Below are 12703 nucleotides of genomic sequence, written 5' to 3' on the forward strand. Positions count from 1 at the left end.
AACGCCAGGTACCGTCGAAGGCACATACGGTCAGGCGCGCTACCGGACGGCGCGCCGGAGGGGACGGGGTCAGCGGTCATGGCACGTATCGGTGACGGCGGCGACCTGCTGAAGTGCTCCTTCTGCGGGAAGAGCCAGAAGCAGGTGAAGAAACTCATCGCCGGCCCCGGCGTGTACATCTGCGATGAGTGCATCGATCTCTGCAACGAGATCATCGAGGAGGAACTGGCCGAGGCGGGCGAGGTCAAGCTCGACGAGCTGCCGAAGCCGGCCGAGATCCACGAGTTCCTCGACCAGTACGTCATCGGGCAGGACCCGGCGAAGCGGAACCTGTCGGTCGCGGTCTACAACCACTACAAGCGCATCCAGGCCGGTGAGCGCCGGGAGAGCCGTGGTGAAGAGGCCGTCGAGCTGGCCAAGTCCAACATCCTGATGCTCGGCCCCACCGGCTGCGGCAAGACCTACCTGGCGCAGACGCTGGCCAAGATGCTCAACGTCCCGTTCGCGATCGCCGACGCGACGGCGCTGACCGAGGCCGGTTACGTGGGCGAGGACGTCGAGAACATCCTGCTCAAGCTGATCCAGGCGGCCGACTACGACGTGAAGCGCGCCGAGACCGGGATCATCTACATCGACGAGGTCGACAAGATCGCCCGCAAGAGCGAGAACCCGTCGATCACCCGCGACGTGTCCGGCGAGGGCGTGCAGCAGGCGCTGCTGAAGATCCTGGAGGGCACCACCGCGAGCGTGCCGCCGCAGGGCGGCCGCAAGCACCCGCACCAGGAGTTCATCCAGATCGACACCACGAACGTGCTGTTCATCGTGGCCGGCGCGTTCGCCGGGCTGGAGAAGATCGTCGAGGAGCGGGTCGGCAAGCACAGCGTCGGCTTCGGTGCGGAGCTGCGCTCGAAGGCCAAGATCGACACCACCGACCACTTCGCCGACGTGATGCCCGAGGACCTCATCAAGTTCGGGCTGATCCCGGAGTTCATCGGCCGGCTGCCCACGGTGGCCAGCGTGACGAACCTGGACAAGCCGTCGCTGGTGCAGATCCTCACTGAGCCGCGCAACGCGCTGGTGAAGCAGTACAAGCGGTTGTTCGAGATGGACAACGTGGAGCTGGAGTTCACCAAGACCGCGTTGGAGGCCATCGCCGACCAGGCGATCCTGCGGGGCACGGGCGCGCGCGGGCTGCGCGCGATCCTGGAGGAGGTCCTGCTGCCGGTGATGTACGACATCCCGAGCCGTTCGGACGTCGCCAAGGTCGTCATCACGGAGCAGACGGTCCGCGAGAACGTCAACCCGACGATCGTCGCGCGCCAGGCCACTCGCCGCGAGCGCCGCGAGAAGTCCGCCTGAGCCCTGGTCGGTTCGTGTCGAGCAGCTCTGCCGGGCGCCGGAGGTCGCCCGCTTCCCGGATCGTTCTGCACTGATCCGCCACCCCGTGGTCACTCGCTGCGGATCCGGCGCGGTTAGATGATCATTGGTTGCGACCAGACGAACGATTCCGGGGACGGTGCCATGAGCGAGATGCATGTCCTGCTGATTCACGGGATGACCGGTTCCGGCCCCTGGCACTGGCAGCACTGGCTCGCCGGGCAGCTCCGCGACCAGGGCGTCCGGGTGGACCTGCCGAGCCTGCCCGATCCCGACCGGCCGGTGCTCGACCGGTGGCTGCCGGTGCTGCGGGAGCGGCTGGAGGCCGTGCCGCGGGAGGCCGAGCTCGTCGTGGCGGCGCATTCCTGCGGGGTGGCGCTGTGGCTGCACCACGCCGCGACGATCGCCGGGCGGGACCGGCGTGCGGACCGGGTCCTGCTGGTGTCTCCGCCCGCCCTGGACTGGCAGCACCCGGATGCCCAGGACATCACGCCCTATCCCACGGACGCCGCGGCGCTGCGCCGCGCCGCCGGGATCACCCGGCTCGTGGTGGGCACCGGCGACCCGTACCTGTCGATGTACCGGGCGCACGCGCTGGCCGCGGACCTGCAGGTCGAGATGGACGTGATCCTCGACGGCGAGCACCTCAACACCGACGCGGGCTACGGCCCCTGGCCGTCGGTGCTGGCCTGGGCCCTGTACGGCTCGGTGCCGCTGAACGACCGCTTCGACACCGACACCTACACCGCGGGCCCGTCCCAGGGCCGCCTGCGGCTGGTGTGACCGGCCCTCACTTCTTGCGCGACCGGGCGAGCTGGCCGCCCACGAAGTCGACGACCTCCGGCAGGGCCTTCCGGTAGTAGCGGCTGTTGTGCCCGCCCGGGGTGGTCGAGGCGTACTCGGGCTGGGCCGCGTGGATGAAGCGGCGGGTGCCCTCGATGAACCGGTCCTCGGTGCCGCACCACACGCCCAGCGGCACGTCGCCGAGCTCGTCGATGTGCCGGAGCGGGTCCATCGCGGCCCACTCGGCCTCGTTGGCGAAGGCACGTCGCTTGCTCATCTCCCGCCAGCTGGTGATCAGGGCGGGGGAGACGACGGCGGCGGCCGACAGCGGATTGCCCTGTTCGAGCCGGCGGCGGGCGTAGAGCAGCGCCCCGAACCCGCCCATCGAGATGCCGGCCGCCGCGAACGGCTGGCCGCTCGGGCCGCCGAGGCGGCGTTCGGCCAGCCAGCGCGGCACCTCGTGGAGCAGCATCGACATCGGGTCGTCGCCCGGCCACCGGTGCCAGTAGCTGTTCCCGCCACCGTCCACGGCCAGGAACGCGAACGGCGGGATGCGGCGCGCGGCCACCGCGTCGGACAGCCAGGTCGGCAGCCCGCCCGCGGACTTGCGCGCGTCGCCGAACCGGCCGTGCAGCATCAGGCAGACCGGAAGCCCTTCGCGCGCAACGCCTTTCGGGAACATCGTGACCAGGTGGACGGGGCAGTTGCGGGCCTGAGAGTGCACCTGCTCGATGAGCACGTTCGACTCGTCCATGTACTGCACCGCGGGGCGCGTGTCGAGGTCGGCGGTCAGCCCGATGCTCAGCGCGGCCAGCCCGGCGACGCCGGAGGCGAGGACGCTGCGCCTGCCGAGCATGCGGCCGCGCGGTTCACCGTCGCCCATGCGCCCTCCCGTTTTCGCTGTCCGACTTCATCGTGCCAACGGGGTGCGTCGGCACCAACCGAGTAGGACGCAATCAGGCGATGTCCTTCGTCACGATGCGTTCGGTTCCGGTGTAGACGTTCATGGTGCGGCCGCGGAGGAATCCGATCAGCGTCATGCCCTGCTCGGCCGCGAGGTCCACTGCCAGCGACGACGGCGCGGACACCGCGGCGAGCGCGGGCACCCCGGCCATCGCGGCCTTCTGCACGAGTTCGAACGACGCCCGGCCGGACACCATCAGCACGCAGCCGGTCAGCGGCACCCGGTCCGCCAGCACGGCCCAGCCGAGGACCTTGTCGACGGCGTTGTGCCTGCCGACGTCTTCGCGCACCACGAGCAGTCCGCCGTCGGAGTCGAACAGTCCCGCCGCGTGGAGCCCGCCGGTGGTGTCGAAGACGCGCTGCGCGGCCCGCATCCGGTCCGGGAGGGCGGCGAGGGTGTCGGTGTCCAGCGTCAGCGGATCGTCGGCGGGGGAGTGCCGGGTGCTGAGCCGGACGGAGTCCAGCGCGGCCTTGCCGCACACCCCGCAGGACGACGTGGTGTAGAAGTTGCGCGTCACGGAGGCGTCCGGCGGCTGCACGCCGGGGGCGAGCAGGATGTCCAGCACGTTGTAGGTGTTGCGGCCGTCGGGGCCGGGGCTGTCGCAGTAGCGGGCCGTGGACAGCTGGGCCTTGTCGTGGATGACGCCTTCCGTCAGCAGGAACCCGTGCGCGAGTTCGACGTCGTGGCCGGGCGTGCGCATGGTGACCGACAGCGGCGCGCCGTTGACCCGGATCTCCAGCGGCTCCTCGGCGGCCAGCGTGTCCGGCCGGCTCCGGCTGCCGTCGGCGGCGATCTTCAGCACCGGTCGTCGCACGGTGACGCGTCCCATCGGGCCCTCCCTACCGGCGCATCGGCGAAATCGTCCTCGTCCGAACGCCCTTGTACACCGTATGCTCAGCCGCGCTGTGATCAACGCCGCATCGGGGAGGTCCCATGGTCGCAGACCTGCTCGCCCCCAACAGAATCGTCGCACCTCGCGACTGGAACAGGTGGCTGGTCCCACCTGCTGCGCTCGCGGTGCACCTGTCGATCGGGCAGGTCTACGCGTGGAGCGTCTTCAAACCGCCGCTGGAGGACGCCCTCGGCCTGTCCGGGACGCTCAGCGCGCTGCCGTTCCAGCTGGCCATCGTGATGCTCGGCCTGTCCGCCGCGCTGGGCGGGACGCTGGTGGAGCGCCGCGGCCCGCGGTGGGCGATGGCGGTGTCCGCGACCTGCTTCTCGGCCGGCTTCCTGCTCTCCTCGCTCGGGGTGTCGACGGGCCAGTACTGGCTGGTGGTGTTCGGGTACGGGTTCGTCGGCGGGATCGGGCTCGGCATCGGCTACATCTCGCCGGTGTCGACGCTGATCAAGTGGTTCCCGGACCGGCCGGGCATGGCGACCGGCATCGCCATCATGGGTTTCGGCGGCGGCGCGCTGATCGCCTCGCCCTGGTCCGCGCAGATGCTGGAGTCCTTCGGCAGCGGCAGTTCCGGGATCGCGCTGACGTTCCTGGTGCACGGGTTGGCCTACGCGGTGTTCATGTCGCTGGGCGTGCTGCTGGTCCGGGTGCCGCCGCCGGACTGGCGGCCGGCCGGGATGCCGGAGCGGATCGCGGGCCCGATGATCACCACGGCGAACGTGACGGCCCGCAACGCGATGCGCACGCCGCAGTTCTGGCTGCTGTGGGTGGTCTTGTGCTGCAACGTCACCGCTGGGATCGGGATCCTGGAGAAGGCGTCGCCGATGATCGTCGGCTTCTTCGCGGACAGCTCGACGCCGGTCGCGACGGGCGCGGCGGCCGGGTTCGTCGCGCTGCTGTCGCTGACGAACATGGCCGGGCGGTTCGTCTGGTCGTCCACATCGGACATCGTCGGGCGCAAGAGCGTCTACCGGCTCTACCTGGGCGGCGGGGTGCTGCTGTACCTGGGCATCATGCTGTTCGGCGCGACCGGGGTGCCGGTGTTCGTGCTGTGCGCGATGCTGATCCTGTCGTTCTACGGCGGCGGTTTCGCGACGGTGCCTGCCTATCTGAAGGACTTGTTCGGCGGGCTCCAGGTGGGCGCGATCCACGGCCGGCTGCTCACCGCGTGGTCGGTGGCCGGGGTGCTGGGGCCGCTGATCGTCAACGCGATCGCCGACGTCCGCAAGGCGGCCGGCGCCACCGGACCGGACCTGTACACGACGTCGCTGTACATCATGATCGGCCTGCTGGTCGTCGGGTTCGTGGCCAACGAGCTGGTGCGGCCGGTCCATCCCAGGTTCCACGAACCGGCCACCGGAGGTGCGCGATGAACCGCCGAGCACTGCTCGTCCTCGCGTGGGCGTGGGTCGGCCTGCCGTTCGCCTACGGCGTCTACGAACTCGTCCAGAAGGTCACCCAGCTCTTCACCGGCTAGCGCGGTCGATGGCCGCGGTCACCTCGTGGACGGAGGTGAGCTCGGGGAACTGGACGAGCCACCAGGTGGCGCCGGCCTCCCGGTAGGGAGCGGGATCGTCGCCCGGGGCGCCGCCGACCGCGACGTCGTAGTCGCGCAGCCCTCCTCTGCTCCGCTCGATGCTGCGGAGCATCTCGCGCAGGCCGTCGGGGGTGGTCTCCGGGCACACGCCGTCGAAGCGCGCGGCCCGCCGCAGGGGGCGTGGCCGGACCGACTGGGCGGCGACCCAGATCGGGATCCGCGGGCGCTGCACGGGGCGCGGGAGGAATTGCAGCCCGTCGACGCGGTAGTGCTCGCCGCTGTGGTCGACCGGTTCGCCGCTCCACAAGCGGCAGATGACGTCGAGGGCCTCGTCGAGCATCTCGGCGCGGGTGCGGGCGTCGTCGGCCTCGCCCAGCTTGGAGAGCTCGCCACCGTTGGCCGCCCCGAGCCCGACGCCCAGGATGAACCGCCCCGCGCTGAGCTGGTCGATGGCCACGGCCTGCCGGGCCACGTCGTGCGGCCTGCGGCGCGACAGCGGGGTGATCCTGGTGCCGATCCGGATCCGCTCGGTGCGTGCGGCGATGGCGGCCAGCGCGATCCACGGATCGCAGACGGCGAGGCCGGGTCGCCGCGGCCGCACCACGTGGTCCCAGAGGAAAACGCCGTCGAACCCGGCGTTCTCCGCCCGGGCCGAGAGGTCGGCGAGGACGCCGGGGTCGGCGAGCTCGCCGAAGGGCGGGAGGTAGAGGGCGTAGCGCATCGCGGCCGATCCTCGACGGTGGGGGAGACCCGACGAGGATCGGGACGGGCGGCTGCGCCGTCCAGTCGACACGCGGGGCGGGCCGGTGTTGCACCTGGTCAGGAGCCGGTTTTCGCGGATGGGAGGCGGCGGCGGACGTGGTCGGGGAGGACCGCGGCCTTGCGGGCGAGGGTGTCGACGAAGGCCGACGTGAGCGGGTCCGGGCCGCTGCGGGTGTAGGCGGTCAGGGTCCGGTGCACGGGCGGGTCGGGGCGCAGCAGCGCGCCGTCGAAGCGGGGCGGGATGATGTTCGCCGGAACCAGCGCGGGGCCCAGCCCGGCGGCGGCGAGCATGGGGGCCGCCGCGGTCTGCTCGGTGCGGATCGCGGCCCGCGTCTGGAAGCCGGCGCCGGCGCAGGCCTGTTCGAGCACGTCGGAGAGCCCGTTCTCCGGGCTGTAGTGCACCCATCCCCGGTCGGCGAGCGCCCCGAGCTCGATGCGCGTCGCGCCCGCGCCGACGACCGGATCGTCCGCCGGCAGCACGACGACGAACTCCTCCACGCCCAAGGTGTGCACCGGACCGTCCCAATCGGACGGTGGCGGCCCCACCGCGAGATCGGCCTGCCCGGCCGTCATCGCGGCGCGGAGCTCGTCGGTGTGCCGGTGCTCGAAGAGTCTGATGTGGACACCCGCGTGCTCGCGGCGCCAGGCGCGCAGCACCGGCGGCAGCACGCCGAGGCTGATCGAGTACACCGTCGCGAGCTGCAGCTCGCCGCTCTCCAGCCCGCACGCCTGCCGGGCGGCCAGCCGGGCGCGTTCGGCGTCGGCGAGCGCCGCGCGGGCGTGCGGCAGCATCGCGCGGCCCATCGGCGTCAGCCGCACCGCGCGCGGCAGGCGCTCCAGCAGCGGGCCGCCGACCTCCCGCTCCAGCGCGCGCACCTGGTGCGACAGCGCGGGCTGGGTGACGTGCAGGAGCTCCGCGGCGCGGGTGAACGACCCCTCCGCCACCACCGTGACCAGGTACTCGAACTGCCGCAGCGTTGGCATGAACAGAACTTATCACTGGCAGAAAGAACAAGCCTTGGACTTATGGATCGATGGCGACGAGTGTTGTCGGCATGGAGCACAACACCAAGGTCGCCCTGGTCGTGGGGGCCAACGGGGTCATCGGCCGCAACCTCGTCGAGCACCTGGCCACGCTGCCCGACTGGGAGGTGATCGGGCTGTCCCGGCGCGGCGGCGAGAACACCGAGCGGGTCCGGTACGTGGCCGTCGACCTGCTCGACCCGGACGACGCCCGGGCGAAGCTGCGCGAGCTCACCGGCGTCACGCACGTCTTCTACGCGGCCTACCAGGACCGCCCGACCTGGGCCGAACTCGTCCCGCCGAACATGGCGATGCTGACCAACGTCGTCGACGCGGTCGAAGCCGTCGCGCCCGGCCTCCGGCACATCAGCCTGATGCAGGGCTACAAGGTCTACGGCGCGCACCTCGGGCCGTTCAAGACGCCGGCCCGCGAGACCGACGCCCGCCCGATGCCGCCCGAGTTCATGGCCTCCCAGCAGCAGTTCCTGGAGCAGCGCCAGCGCGGCAAGGCCTGGACCTGGACGGCCCTGCGCCCCTCGGTGGTGGCCGGATTCGCGCTCGGCAACCCGATGAACCTGGCGATGGTGATCGCGATCTACGCGGCGATCTCGAAGGAACTCGGCCTGCCGCTGCGGTTCCCCGGCAAGCCCGGCGCCTACGACTCGCTGCTGGAGATGACCGACGCCGGCTTGCTGGCGAAGGCGACGGTCTGGGCCGCCACCTCGGAGCGCGCCGAGAACCAGGCGTTCAACATCAACAACGGCGATCTGTTCCGCTGGCGGGAGCTGTGGCCGAAGATCGCCGCGCACTTCGGTCTGGAGGTCGCCGACCCGCTGCCGATGTCGCTGAGCGACGTGATGGCCGACAAGGCCGGGCTGTGGCAGCAGATGGTCGCCGACCACGGCCTGGAACCGCACGCGTACCAGGAGGTTTCGTCCTGGGGGTTCGGCGACTTCGTCTTCTCCTGGGACTACGACATGTTCGCTGACGGCTCCAAGGCCCGCCGGTTCGGGTTCCACGAGTTCGTCGACACCGAGGCGATGTTCCTGGAGATCTTCGACGACCTGCGCGCGCGCCGCGTCATTCCCTGAGGAGTCCTGATGGATCTGCAACTGGCCGACAAGGTCTTCGTGGTGACCGGTGCCTCCGCGGGCATCGGCGAGGCGACCGTCCGCCTGCTGGCGGCGGAGGGCGCGAAAGTGGTCGGGGTGGCGCGCGAACCGCACGGCATCTGCGCGCTCGGCAGCGGGATCAGCGCGGTGGCGGCGGACATCACCGACCCGGACGCCGCCGAGCGGGTCGTGGCGACTGCGCTGGAGCGGCACGGCCGCCTGGACGGGCTGGTGAACAACGTGGGCGGGCTGCAGTCGCGCACCGGCTTCCTGGACGTCGCCGACGAGGAGTGGAAGCGGACCTTCGAGCTGAACTTCCACTCGGCGATCCGCATGACCCGGTCGGCGGTGCCCGCGATGCTGGCGCAGGGCGCGGGCAGCGTGGTGCACGTGACCAGCGAGGCGGCGCGCCTGACGGACGTGCCGCTGATCGACTACGCGGCCTCGAAGACCGCGATGCTGTCGGTCTCCAAGGCGCTGGCGATCGAGTTCGGCCCGCGCGGCGTGCGCTCCAACGTCGTCGCGCCGGGCCCGACCCGGACCTGGCTGTGGGACGCGCCGGGTGGCTTCGCGGCGCAGCTGGCGGACCGGTTCGGCCTGCCGGTGGAGGAGGCGGTGGAGCACTTCGTCCGGGACGTCCGCGGCCTGCCGACGGGCCGCCTGGGAACCCCGGACGACGTGGCCCGGGTGATCGCCTACCTGCTGTCCCCGCTGGCGGCCCAGGTGACCGGCGCGGAGTGGGCGGTCGACGGCGGAGCCCTCCGCCAGCTGTGACACCGACATCCGTCCGCCGCAATTTCCATTGAGGTCTTTCCAGCCTCGTTTTGCGTGGCGGTGCCGGTGGCGGAACCTCAGAGGCTCCCTGGTCTGTGGGTGCCCTGACTTATGCATGTCCCGGCGTCAGGGCCGTCCTCGCCGAGGGAACCCCGGAGGGGTGGGCACCGTGAACCCGCAGCGGTGCAGGTGTCGTAGGTGGGCTATGCGCCTGCGGCGCATGCGACACCCCATCGACGTGCAGCTTCGCGACCCGCGACTGCGGGCTGACCAGGATGAAAAACGCTCATTGAAATCGGACCTTCGATTTCAATGGAAATTGCGGACCGGCGGGCGCGGTGGTTTCGGGGCGATCGGTCCCGCCCTGACGGTCGGTGGCGCTACCGTCGGCGAGGCACCCCGCACAGTGAGGAACGCGATGGCCACCAGCACCCCGCCCGAACGGCAGAACCTGCGCTTCGTGGAGGCGTCGGAACCGATCACCGAACCGATCACGAAGTTCGGCGGCCAGCCGGTGTGGCTGGCCGACCCGACCTGGCCGCTGTCCGCCGACACCGGCCGCCCCATGCGGTTCATCGGCCAGATCCGCCTGCCGGGCGAGGAAGTCCGGCTCGGCTACCTGTTCATGACCGAGGACGGTTCCGACGAGTTCGTCGACGGCACCTACGACCCGACCGCCGGCGAGAACGCCTTCTTCGCCCAGCCCGGCGAGCCGGCGGAGTTCTACCAGGTGGCCAGCATCCGCCGAGGCCCGACGTTCGGCCCGGACCACCACGCGGAACTGGCCCCGCACGACCCGGACGCGGTGGACGACCAGGACGACGACCTGCGCAGCCGGCTGTGGGGCGAACCGGTCTGGCTGCAGGGCGAGGAGTGGCCGGGCGAACCCGGCACCTGGCGGTTCGTGGCGCAGCTGGACAGCGCGGACGAACCGTTCGACATGAACCTCGGCGACGCGGGCGTCGCCTACGCCTTCATCGACGAGAAGACCGGCCAGGGCCGCTTCCTCTGGCAGTGCGGCTAGTTCTCGTGGGTGGCGCTCCCGCCGGGAGGGCCACCCACGAGCCCGTCAGGCCCGTTCGAGTCGGATGACGACCGCCTTGGACACCGGCGTGTTGGACTTCTCCGCCACCGAGTTCAGCGGCACCAGCGGGTTGGCTTCCGGGTAGTAGGCCGCCGCGCAGCCCCGGGCGGTCGGGTAGGCGACGATCCGGAAGCGCTCCGCGCGGCGCTCCTCCACCGAGCCGTCCGGCGCCGCCCACTCCGAGATCACGTTCACCAGATCTCCCGCCGCGAAGCCGAGTTCCGCGATGTCCTCGCCGTTGACCAGCACCACGCGGCGGCCGTCCTCGATGCCGCGGTAGCGGTCCGAGAGCCCGTAGATCGTGGTGTTGTACTGGTCGTGGCTGCGCATCGTCTGCAGCAGCAGCCGCCCCGCGGGCACCTGGATCGGCTCCGGGACGTTCACCGTGAAGTTCGCCTTGCCCGTCGCCGTCGGGAACGTGCGGCTGTCGCGTGGCGGGTGCGGCAGCACGAAGCCATCCGGTTCGCGGACCCGCCGGTTGTAGTCCTCGCAGCCGGGCACCACCTGCGCGATGTGGTCCCGGATCACGTCGTAGTCGCGCTCGAAGGACTCCCAGCGCACCGGGTGGTCCGGGCCGAGCAGTTCACGCGCCAGCCGGCAGATGATCGCGACCTCGGAGAGCAGGTGCTCGGACGCCGGCGTGAGCCGCCCGCGCGAGGCGTGCACCACCGACATCGAGTCCTCGACGGTCACGAACTGCTCGCCGGTGCCCTGCGCGTCGCGTTCGGTGCGGCCGAGCGCGGGCAGGATCAGCGCGGTGCGGCCCGGGACGACGTGCGAGCGGTTGAGCTTCGTGGACACCTGCACCGTCAGCTCGCAGCCGCGCAGCGCCCGGATGGTCGCGTCGGTGTCCGGCGTCGCGGAGACGAAGTTCCCGCCCATGCCCACGAACGCCTTGACCCGGCCGGCCTGCATGGCGCGGATGGTGTCCACCGTGTCCAGGCCGTGCTCCCGCGGCACCGGCACCTCGAACTCGCGCTCCAGGGCGGCCAGGAACTGCTCCGGCATCTTCTCCCAGATGCCCATCGTCCGGTCGCCTTGCACGTTGGAGTGGCCGCGCACCGGGCACACCCCGGCGCCGGGCTTGCCGATCATCCCGCGCAGCAGCAGCAGGTTGACGATCTCGCGGATGGTGGCGACGCCCTGCTTCTGCTGGGTCAGGCCCATCGCCCAGCACGCCACCGTGCGCTGCGAGGAGATCAGCATCTCGGCGATCCGCTCGATCTGGTCGCGGTCCAGCCCGGTCGCCTCGGCGGTGGCCTCCCAGTCGACCTCCCGGGCCTGGGCGGCGAACTCGTCGAAGCCGTGCGCGTGCGCGTCGATGAACTCCTGGTCCACCGCGCCCGCCTTGAGCACCAGCGCGTTGAGGGCCTTGAACAGCGCCAGGTCGCCGCCGATGCGGATCTGCGCGAACTCGTCGGCCAGCTGGGTGCCCTCGCCGACCACGCCGCGCACGTTCTGCGGGTTCTTGAACCGCATCAGCCCGGTCTCCGGCAGCGGGTTCACGGCGATGATCCGCCCACCGCGCTGCTTGACCTTCTCCAGCGACGACAGCATCCGCGGGTGGTTGGTGCCCGGGTTCTGGCCCACCACCAGCACCAGGTCCGCGTGCTCCACATCGGACAGCGACACCGAGCCCTTGCCGATGCCGATGGTCTCGGTCAGCGCCGACCCGGACGACTCGTGGCACATGTTCGAGCAGTCCGGCAGGTTGTTCGTGCCGAAGCTGCGCACCAGCAGCTGGTAGAGGAACGCCGCCTCGTTGCTGGTGCGGCCCGAGGTGTAGAACGCGGCCTCGTCGGGCGAGGCCAGCCCGCGCAGGCCCGCCGCGATCACCTCGAACGCCTCGGCCCAGCCGATCGGCCGGTAGTGGCTGTCGCCGTCGCGCAGGATCATCGGCTGCGTCAGCCGGCCCTGCTGGCCGAGCCAGTAGTCGGTCTTCTCGGCGAGCTCGGCGACCGGGTGGCGAGCGAAGAACTCCGGCCCGACCCGCCGCGTCGTCGCCTCCTCGGCGACCGCCTTCGCGCCGTTCTCGCAGAACTCGGCGAGCTTCCGCTTGTCGCCCTCGGCCTCGCGCGGGTCCGGCCACGCGCACCCGGGGCAGTCGAAGCCCGCGCGCTGGTTCAGCAGCGGCAACGTCCGGACGGTGCGGGTCAGGCCCATCTGCTCCCAGCTGCGCTGCAGCGAGACCAGAACGCCCTTCACCCCCGCCGCGGCGTGGCCGGGCGGACCGACTCGGAGGCCGTTCTCGTCGATGTCCTGTTCGGGCGCTCCACGCGACATGCGCATAGCGTGCGCCACGGCGCGCAGGCGGGCACGGGTGGGGTGGGGGGAGTCACAACCGCGCTGGTCGCCGCGCAGCCCAATGCCCGGAAAACGCGCTGAACAG

General features: G+C 71.2%; 11 protein-coding genes. 6 read left to right on the top strand and 5 right to left on the bottom strand.

Features of this window, described 5'->3' with window-relative positions; translation table 11 throughout:
• Window positions 1-78: 78 nt before the first annotated feature.
• Together clpX and AB0H93_RS29320 are read left to right on the top strand one after the other, a co-directional pair.
• Window positions 79-1359, top strand: a complete 1281-nt coding sequence (gene clpX / locus AB0H93_RS29315; protein ID WP_132489213.1) for an ATP-dependent Clp protease ATP-binding subunit ClpX — start codon at window positions 79-81, stop codon at window positions 1357-1359.
• 162 nt (window positions 1360-1521) lie between these two features.
• Entirely contained in the window at window positions 1522-2160 is a 639-nt protein-coding gene (locus AB0H93_RS29320; protein ID WP_358576629.1) for an alpha/beta hydrolase, read from the top strand.
• Between the two features lie 7 nt (window positions 2161-2167).
• Here AB0H93_RS29320 and AB0H93_RS29325 read toward each other — a convergent pair whose 3' ends face one another.
• Window positions 2168-3043 (bottom strand): alpha/beta hydrolase-fold protein, encoded by an 876-nt coding sequence (locus AB0H93_RS29325; protein ID WP_358576630.1) that lies wholly within the window; start codon window positions 3041-3043, stop codon window positions 2168-2170.
• 73 nt (window positions 3044-3116) lie between these two features.
• Window positions 3117-3953, bottom strand: a complete 837-nt coding sequence (gene fdhD / locus AB0H93_RS29330; RefSeq protein WP_358576632.1) for a formate dehydrogenase accessory sulfurtransferase FdhD — start codon at window positions 3951-3953, stop codon at window positions 3117-3119.
• A gap of 104 nt (window positions 3954-4057) precedes the next feature.
• Here fdhD and AB0H93_RS29335 point away from each other — a divergent pair, with 104 nt between their 5' ends.
• On the top strand, window positions 4058-5395 hold the full coding sequence (locus tag AB0H93_RS29335; protein ID WP_358576633.1) for an OFA family MFS transporter: 1338 nt from the start codon (window positions 4058-4060) through the stop codon (window positions 5393-5395).
• A gap of 93 nt (window positions 5396-5488) precedes the next feature.
• On the opposite strand, the gene AB0H93_RS29340 is transcribed toward AB0H93_RS29335, so the two are convergent.
• Both AB0H93_RS29340 and AB0H93_RS29345 read right to left on the bottom strand, forming a co-directional pair.
• The gene (locus AB0H93_RS29340; RefSeq protein ID WP_358576635.1) at window positions 5489-6280 is read right to left on the bottom strand and encodes an LLM class flavin-dependent oxidoreductase; all 792 of its coding nucleotides are present in this window, start codon (window positions 6278-6280) and stop codon (window positions 5489-5491) included.
• Window positions 6281-6378: 98 nt separating this feature from the next.
• Entirely contained in the window at window positions 6379-7305 is a 927-nt protein-coding gene (locus tag AB0H93_RS29345) for a LysR family transcriptional regulator (RefSeq protein WP_358576636.1), read from the bottom strand.
• 71 nt (window positions 7306-7376) lie between these two features.
• On the opposite strand from AB0H93_RS29345, the gene AB0H93_RS29350 reads away from it, so the two are divergent.
• The 3 genes from AB0H93_RS29350 (at window position 7377) to AB0H93_RS29360 (ending at window position 10254) form a co-directional block, all read left to right on the top strand.
• Window positions 7377-8435, top strand: a complete 1059-nt coding sequence (locus AB0H93_RS29350) for an SDR family oxidoreductase (RefSeq protein WP_358576744.1) — start codon at window positions 7377-7379, stop codon at window positions 8433-8435.
• A 9-nt stretch (window positions 8436-8444) separates the two neighbouring features.
• Window positions 8445-9230 (top strand): SDR family oxidoreductase, encoded by a 786-nt coding sequence (locus AB0H93_RS29355; RefSeq protein ID WP_358576637.1) that lies wholly within the window; start codon window positions 8445-8447, stop codon window positions 9228-9230.
• A gap of 418 nt (window positions 9231-9648) precedes the next feature.
• Entirely contained in the window at window positions 9649-10254 is a 606-nt protein-coding gene (locus AB0H93_RS29360; RefSeq protein ID WP_358576638.1) for a hypothetical protein, read from the top strand.
• A gap of 45 nt (window positions 10255-10299) precedes the next feature.
• Here AB0H93_RS29360 and AB0H93_RS29365 read toward each other — a convergent pair whose 3' ends face one another.
• On the bottom strand, window positions 10300-12597 hold the full coding sequence (locus tag AB0H93_RS29365; RefSeq protein ID WP_358576639.1) for an FdhF/YdeP family oxidoreductase: 2298 nt from the start codon (window positions 12595-12597) through the stop codon (window positions 10300-10302).
• Window positions 12598-12703: the final 106 nt, after the last annotated feature.

The sequence above is a fragment of the Saccharopolyspora sp. NPDC050642 genome, assembly GCF_040654735.1.
Classification (GTDB): domain Bacteria; phylum Actinomycetota; class Actinomycetes; order Mycobacteriales; family Pseudonocardiaceae; genus Saccharopolyspora; species Saccharopolyspora elongata.

Bases quoted from the DNA above. Each gene is read 5' to 3' on its own strand.
- clpX (WP_132489213.1), top strand. From the start codon at position 79: ATGGCACGTATCGGTGACGGCGGCGACCTGCTGAAGTGCTCCTTCTGC.
- fdhD (WP_358576632.1), bottom strand. From the start codon at position 3,953: ATGGGACGCGTCACCGTGCGACGACCGGTGCTGAAGATCGCCGCCGAC.
- AB0H93_RS29360 (WP_358576638.1), top strand. From the start codon at position 9,649: ATGGCCACCAGCACCCCGCCCGAACGGCAGAACCTGCGCTTCGTGGAG.
- AB0H93_RS29345 (WP_358576636.1), bottom strand. From the start codon at position 7,305: ATGCCAACGCTGCGGCAGTTCGAGTACCTGGTCACGGTGGTGGCGGAG.
- AB0H93_RS29325 (WP_358576630.1), bottom strand. From the start codon at position 3,043: ATGGGCGACGGTGAACCGCGCGGCCGCATGCTCGGCAGGCGCAGCGTC.
- AB0H93_RS29320 (WP_358576629.1), top strand. From the start codon at position 1,522: ATGAGCGAGATGCATGTCCTGCTGATTCACGGGATGACCGGTTCCGGC.
- AB0H93_RS29350 (WP_358576744.1), top strand. From the start codon at position 7,377: ATGGAGCACAACACCAAGGTCGCCCTGGTCGTGGGGGCCAACGGGGTC.
- AB0H93_RS29355 (WP_358576637.1), top strand. From the start codon at position 8,445: ATGGATCTGCAACTGGCCGACAAGGTCTTCGTGGTGACCGGTGCCTCC.
- AB0H93_RS29365 (WP_358576639.1), bottom strand. From the start codon at position 12,597: ATGTCGCGTGGAGCGCCCGAACAGGACATCGACGAGAACGGCCTCCGA.
- AB0H93_RS29340 (WP_358576635.1), bottom strand. From the start codon at position 6,280: ATGCGCTACGCCCTCTACCTCCCGCCCTTCGGCGAGCTCGCCGACCCC.
- AB0H93_RS29335 (WP_358576633.1), top strand. From the start codon at position 4,058: ATGGTCGCAGACCTGCTCGCCCCCAACAGAATCGTCGCACCTCGCGAC.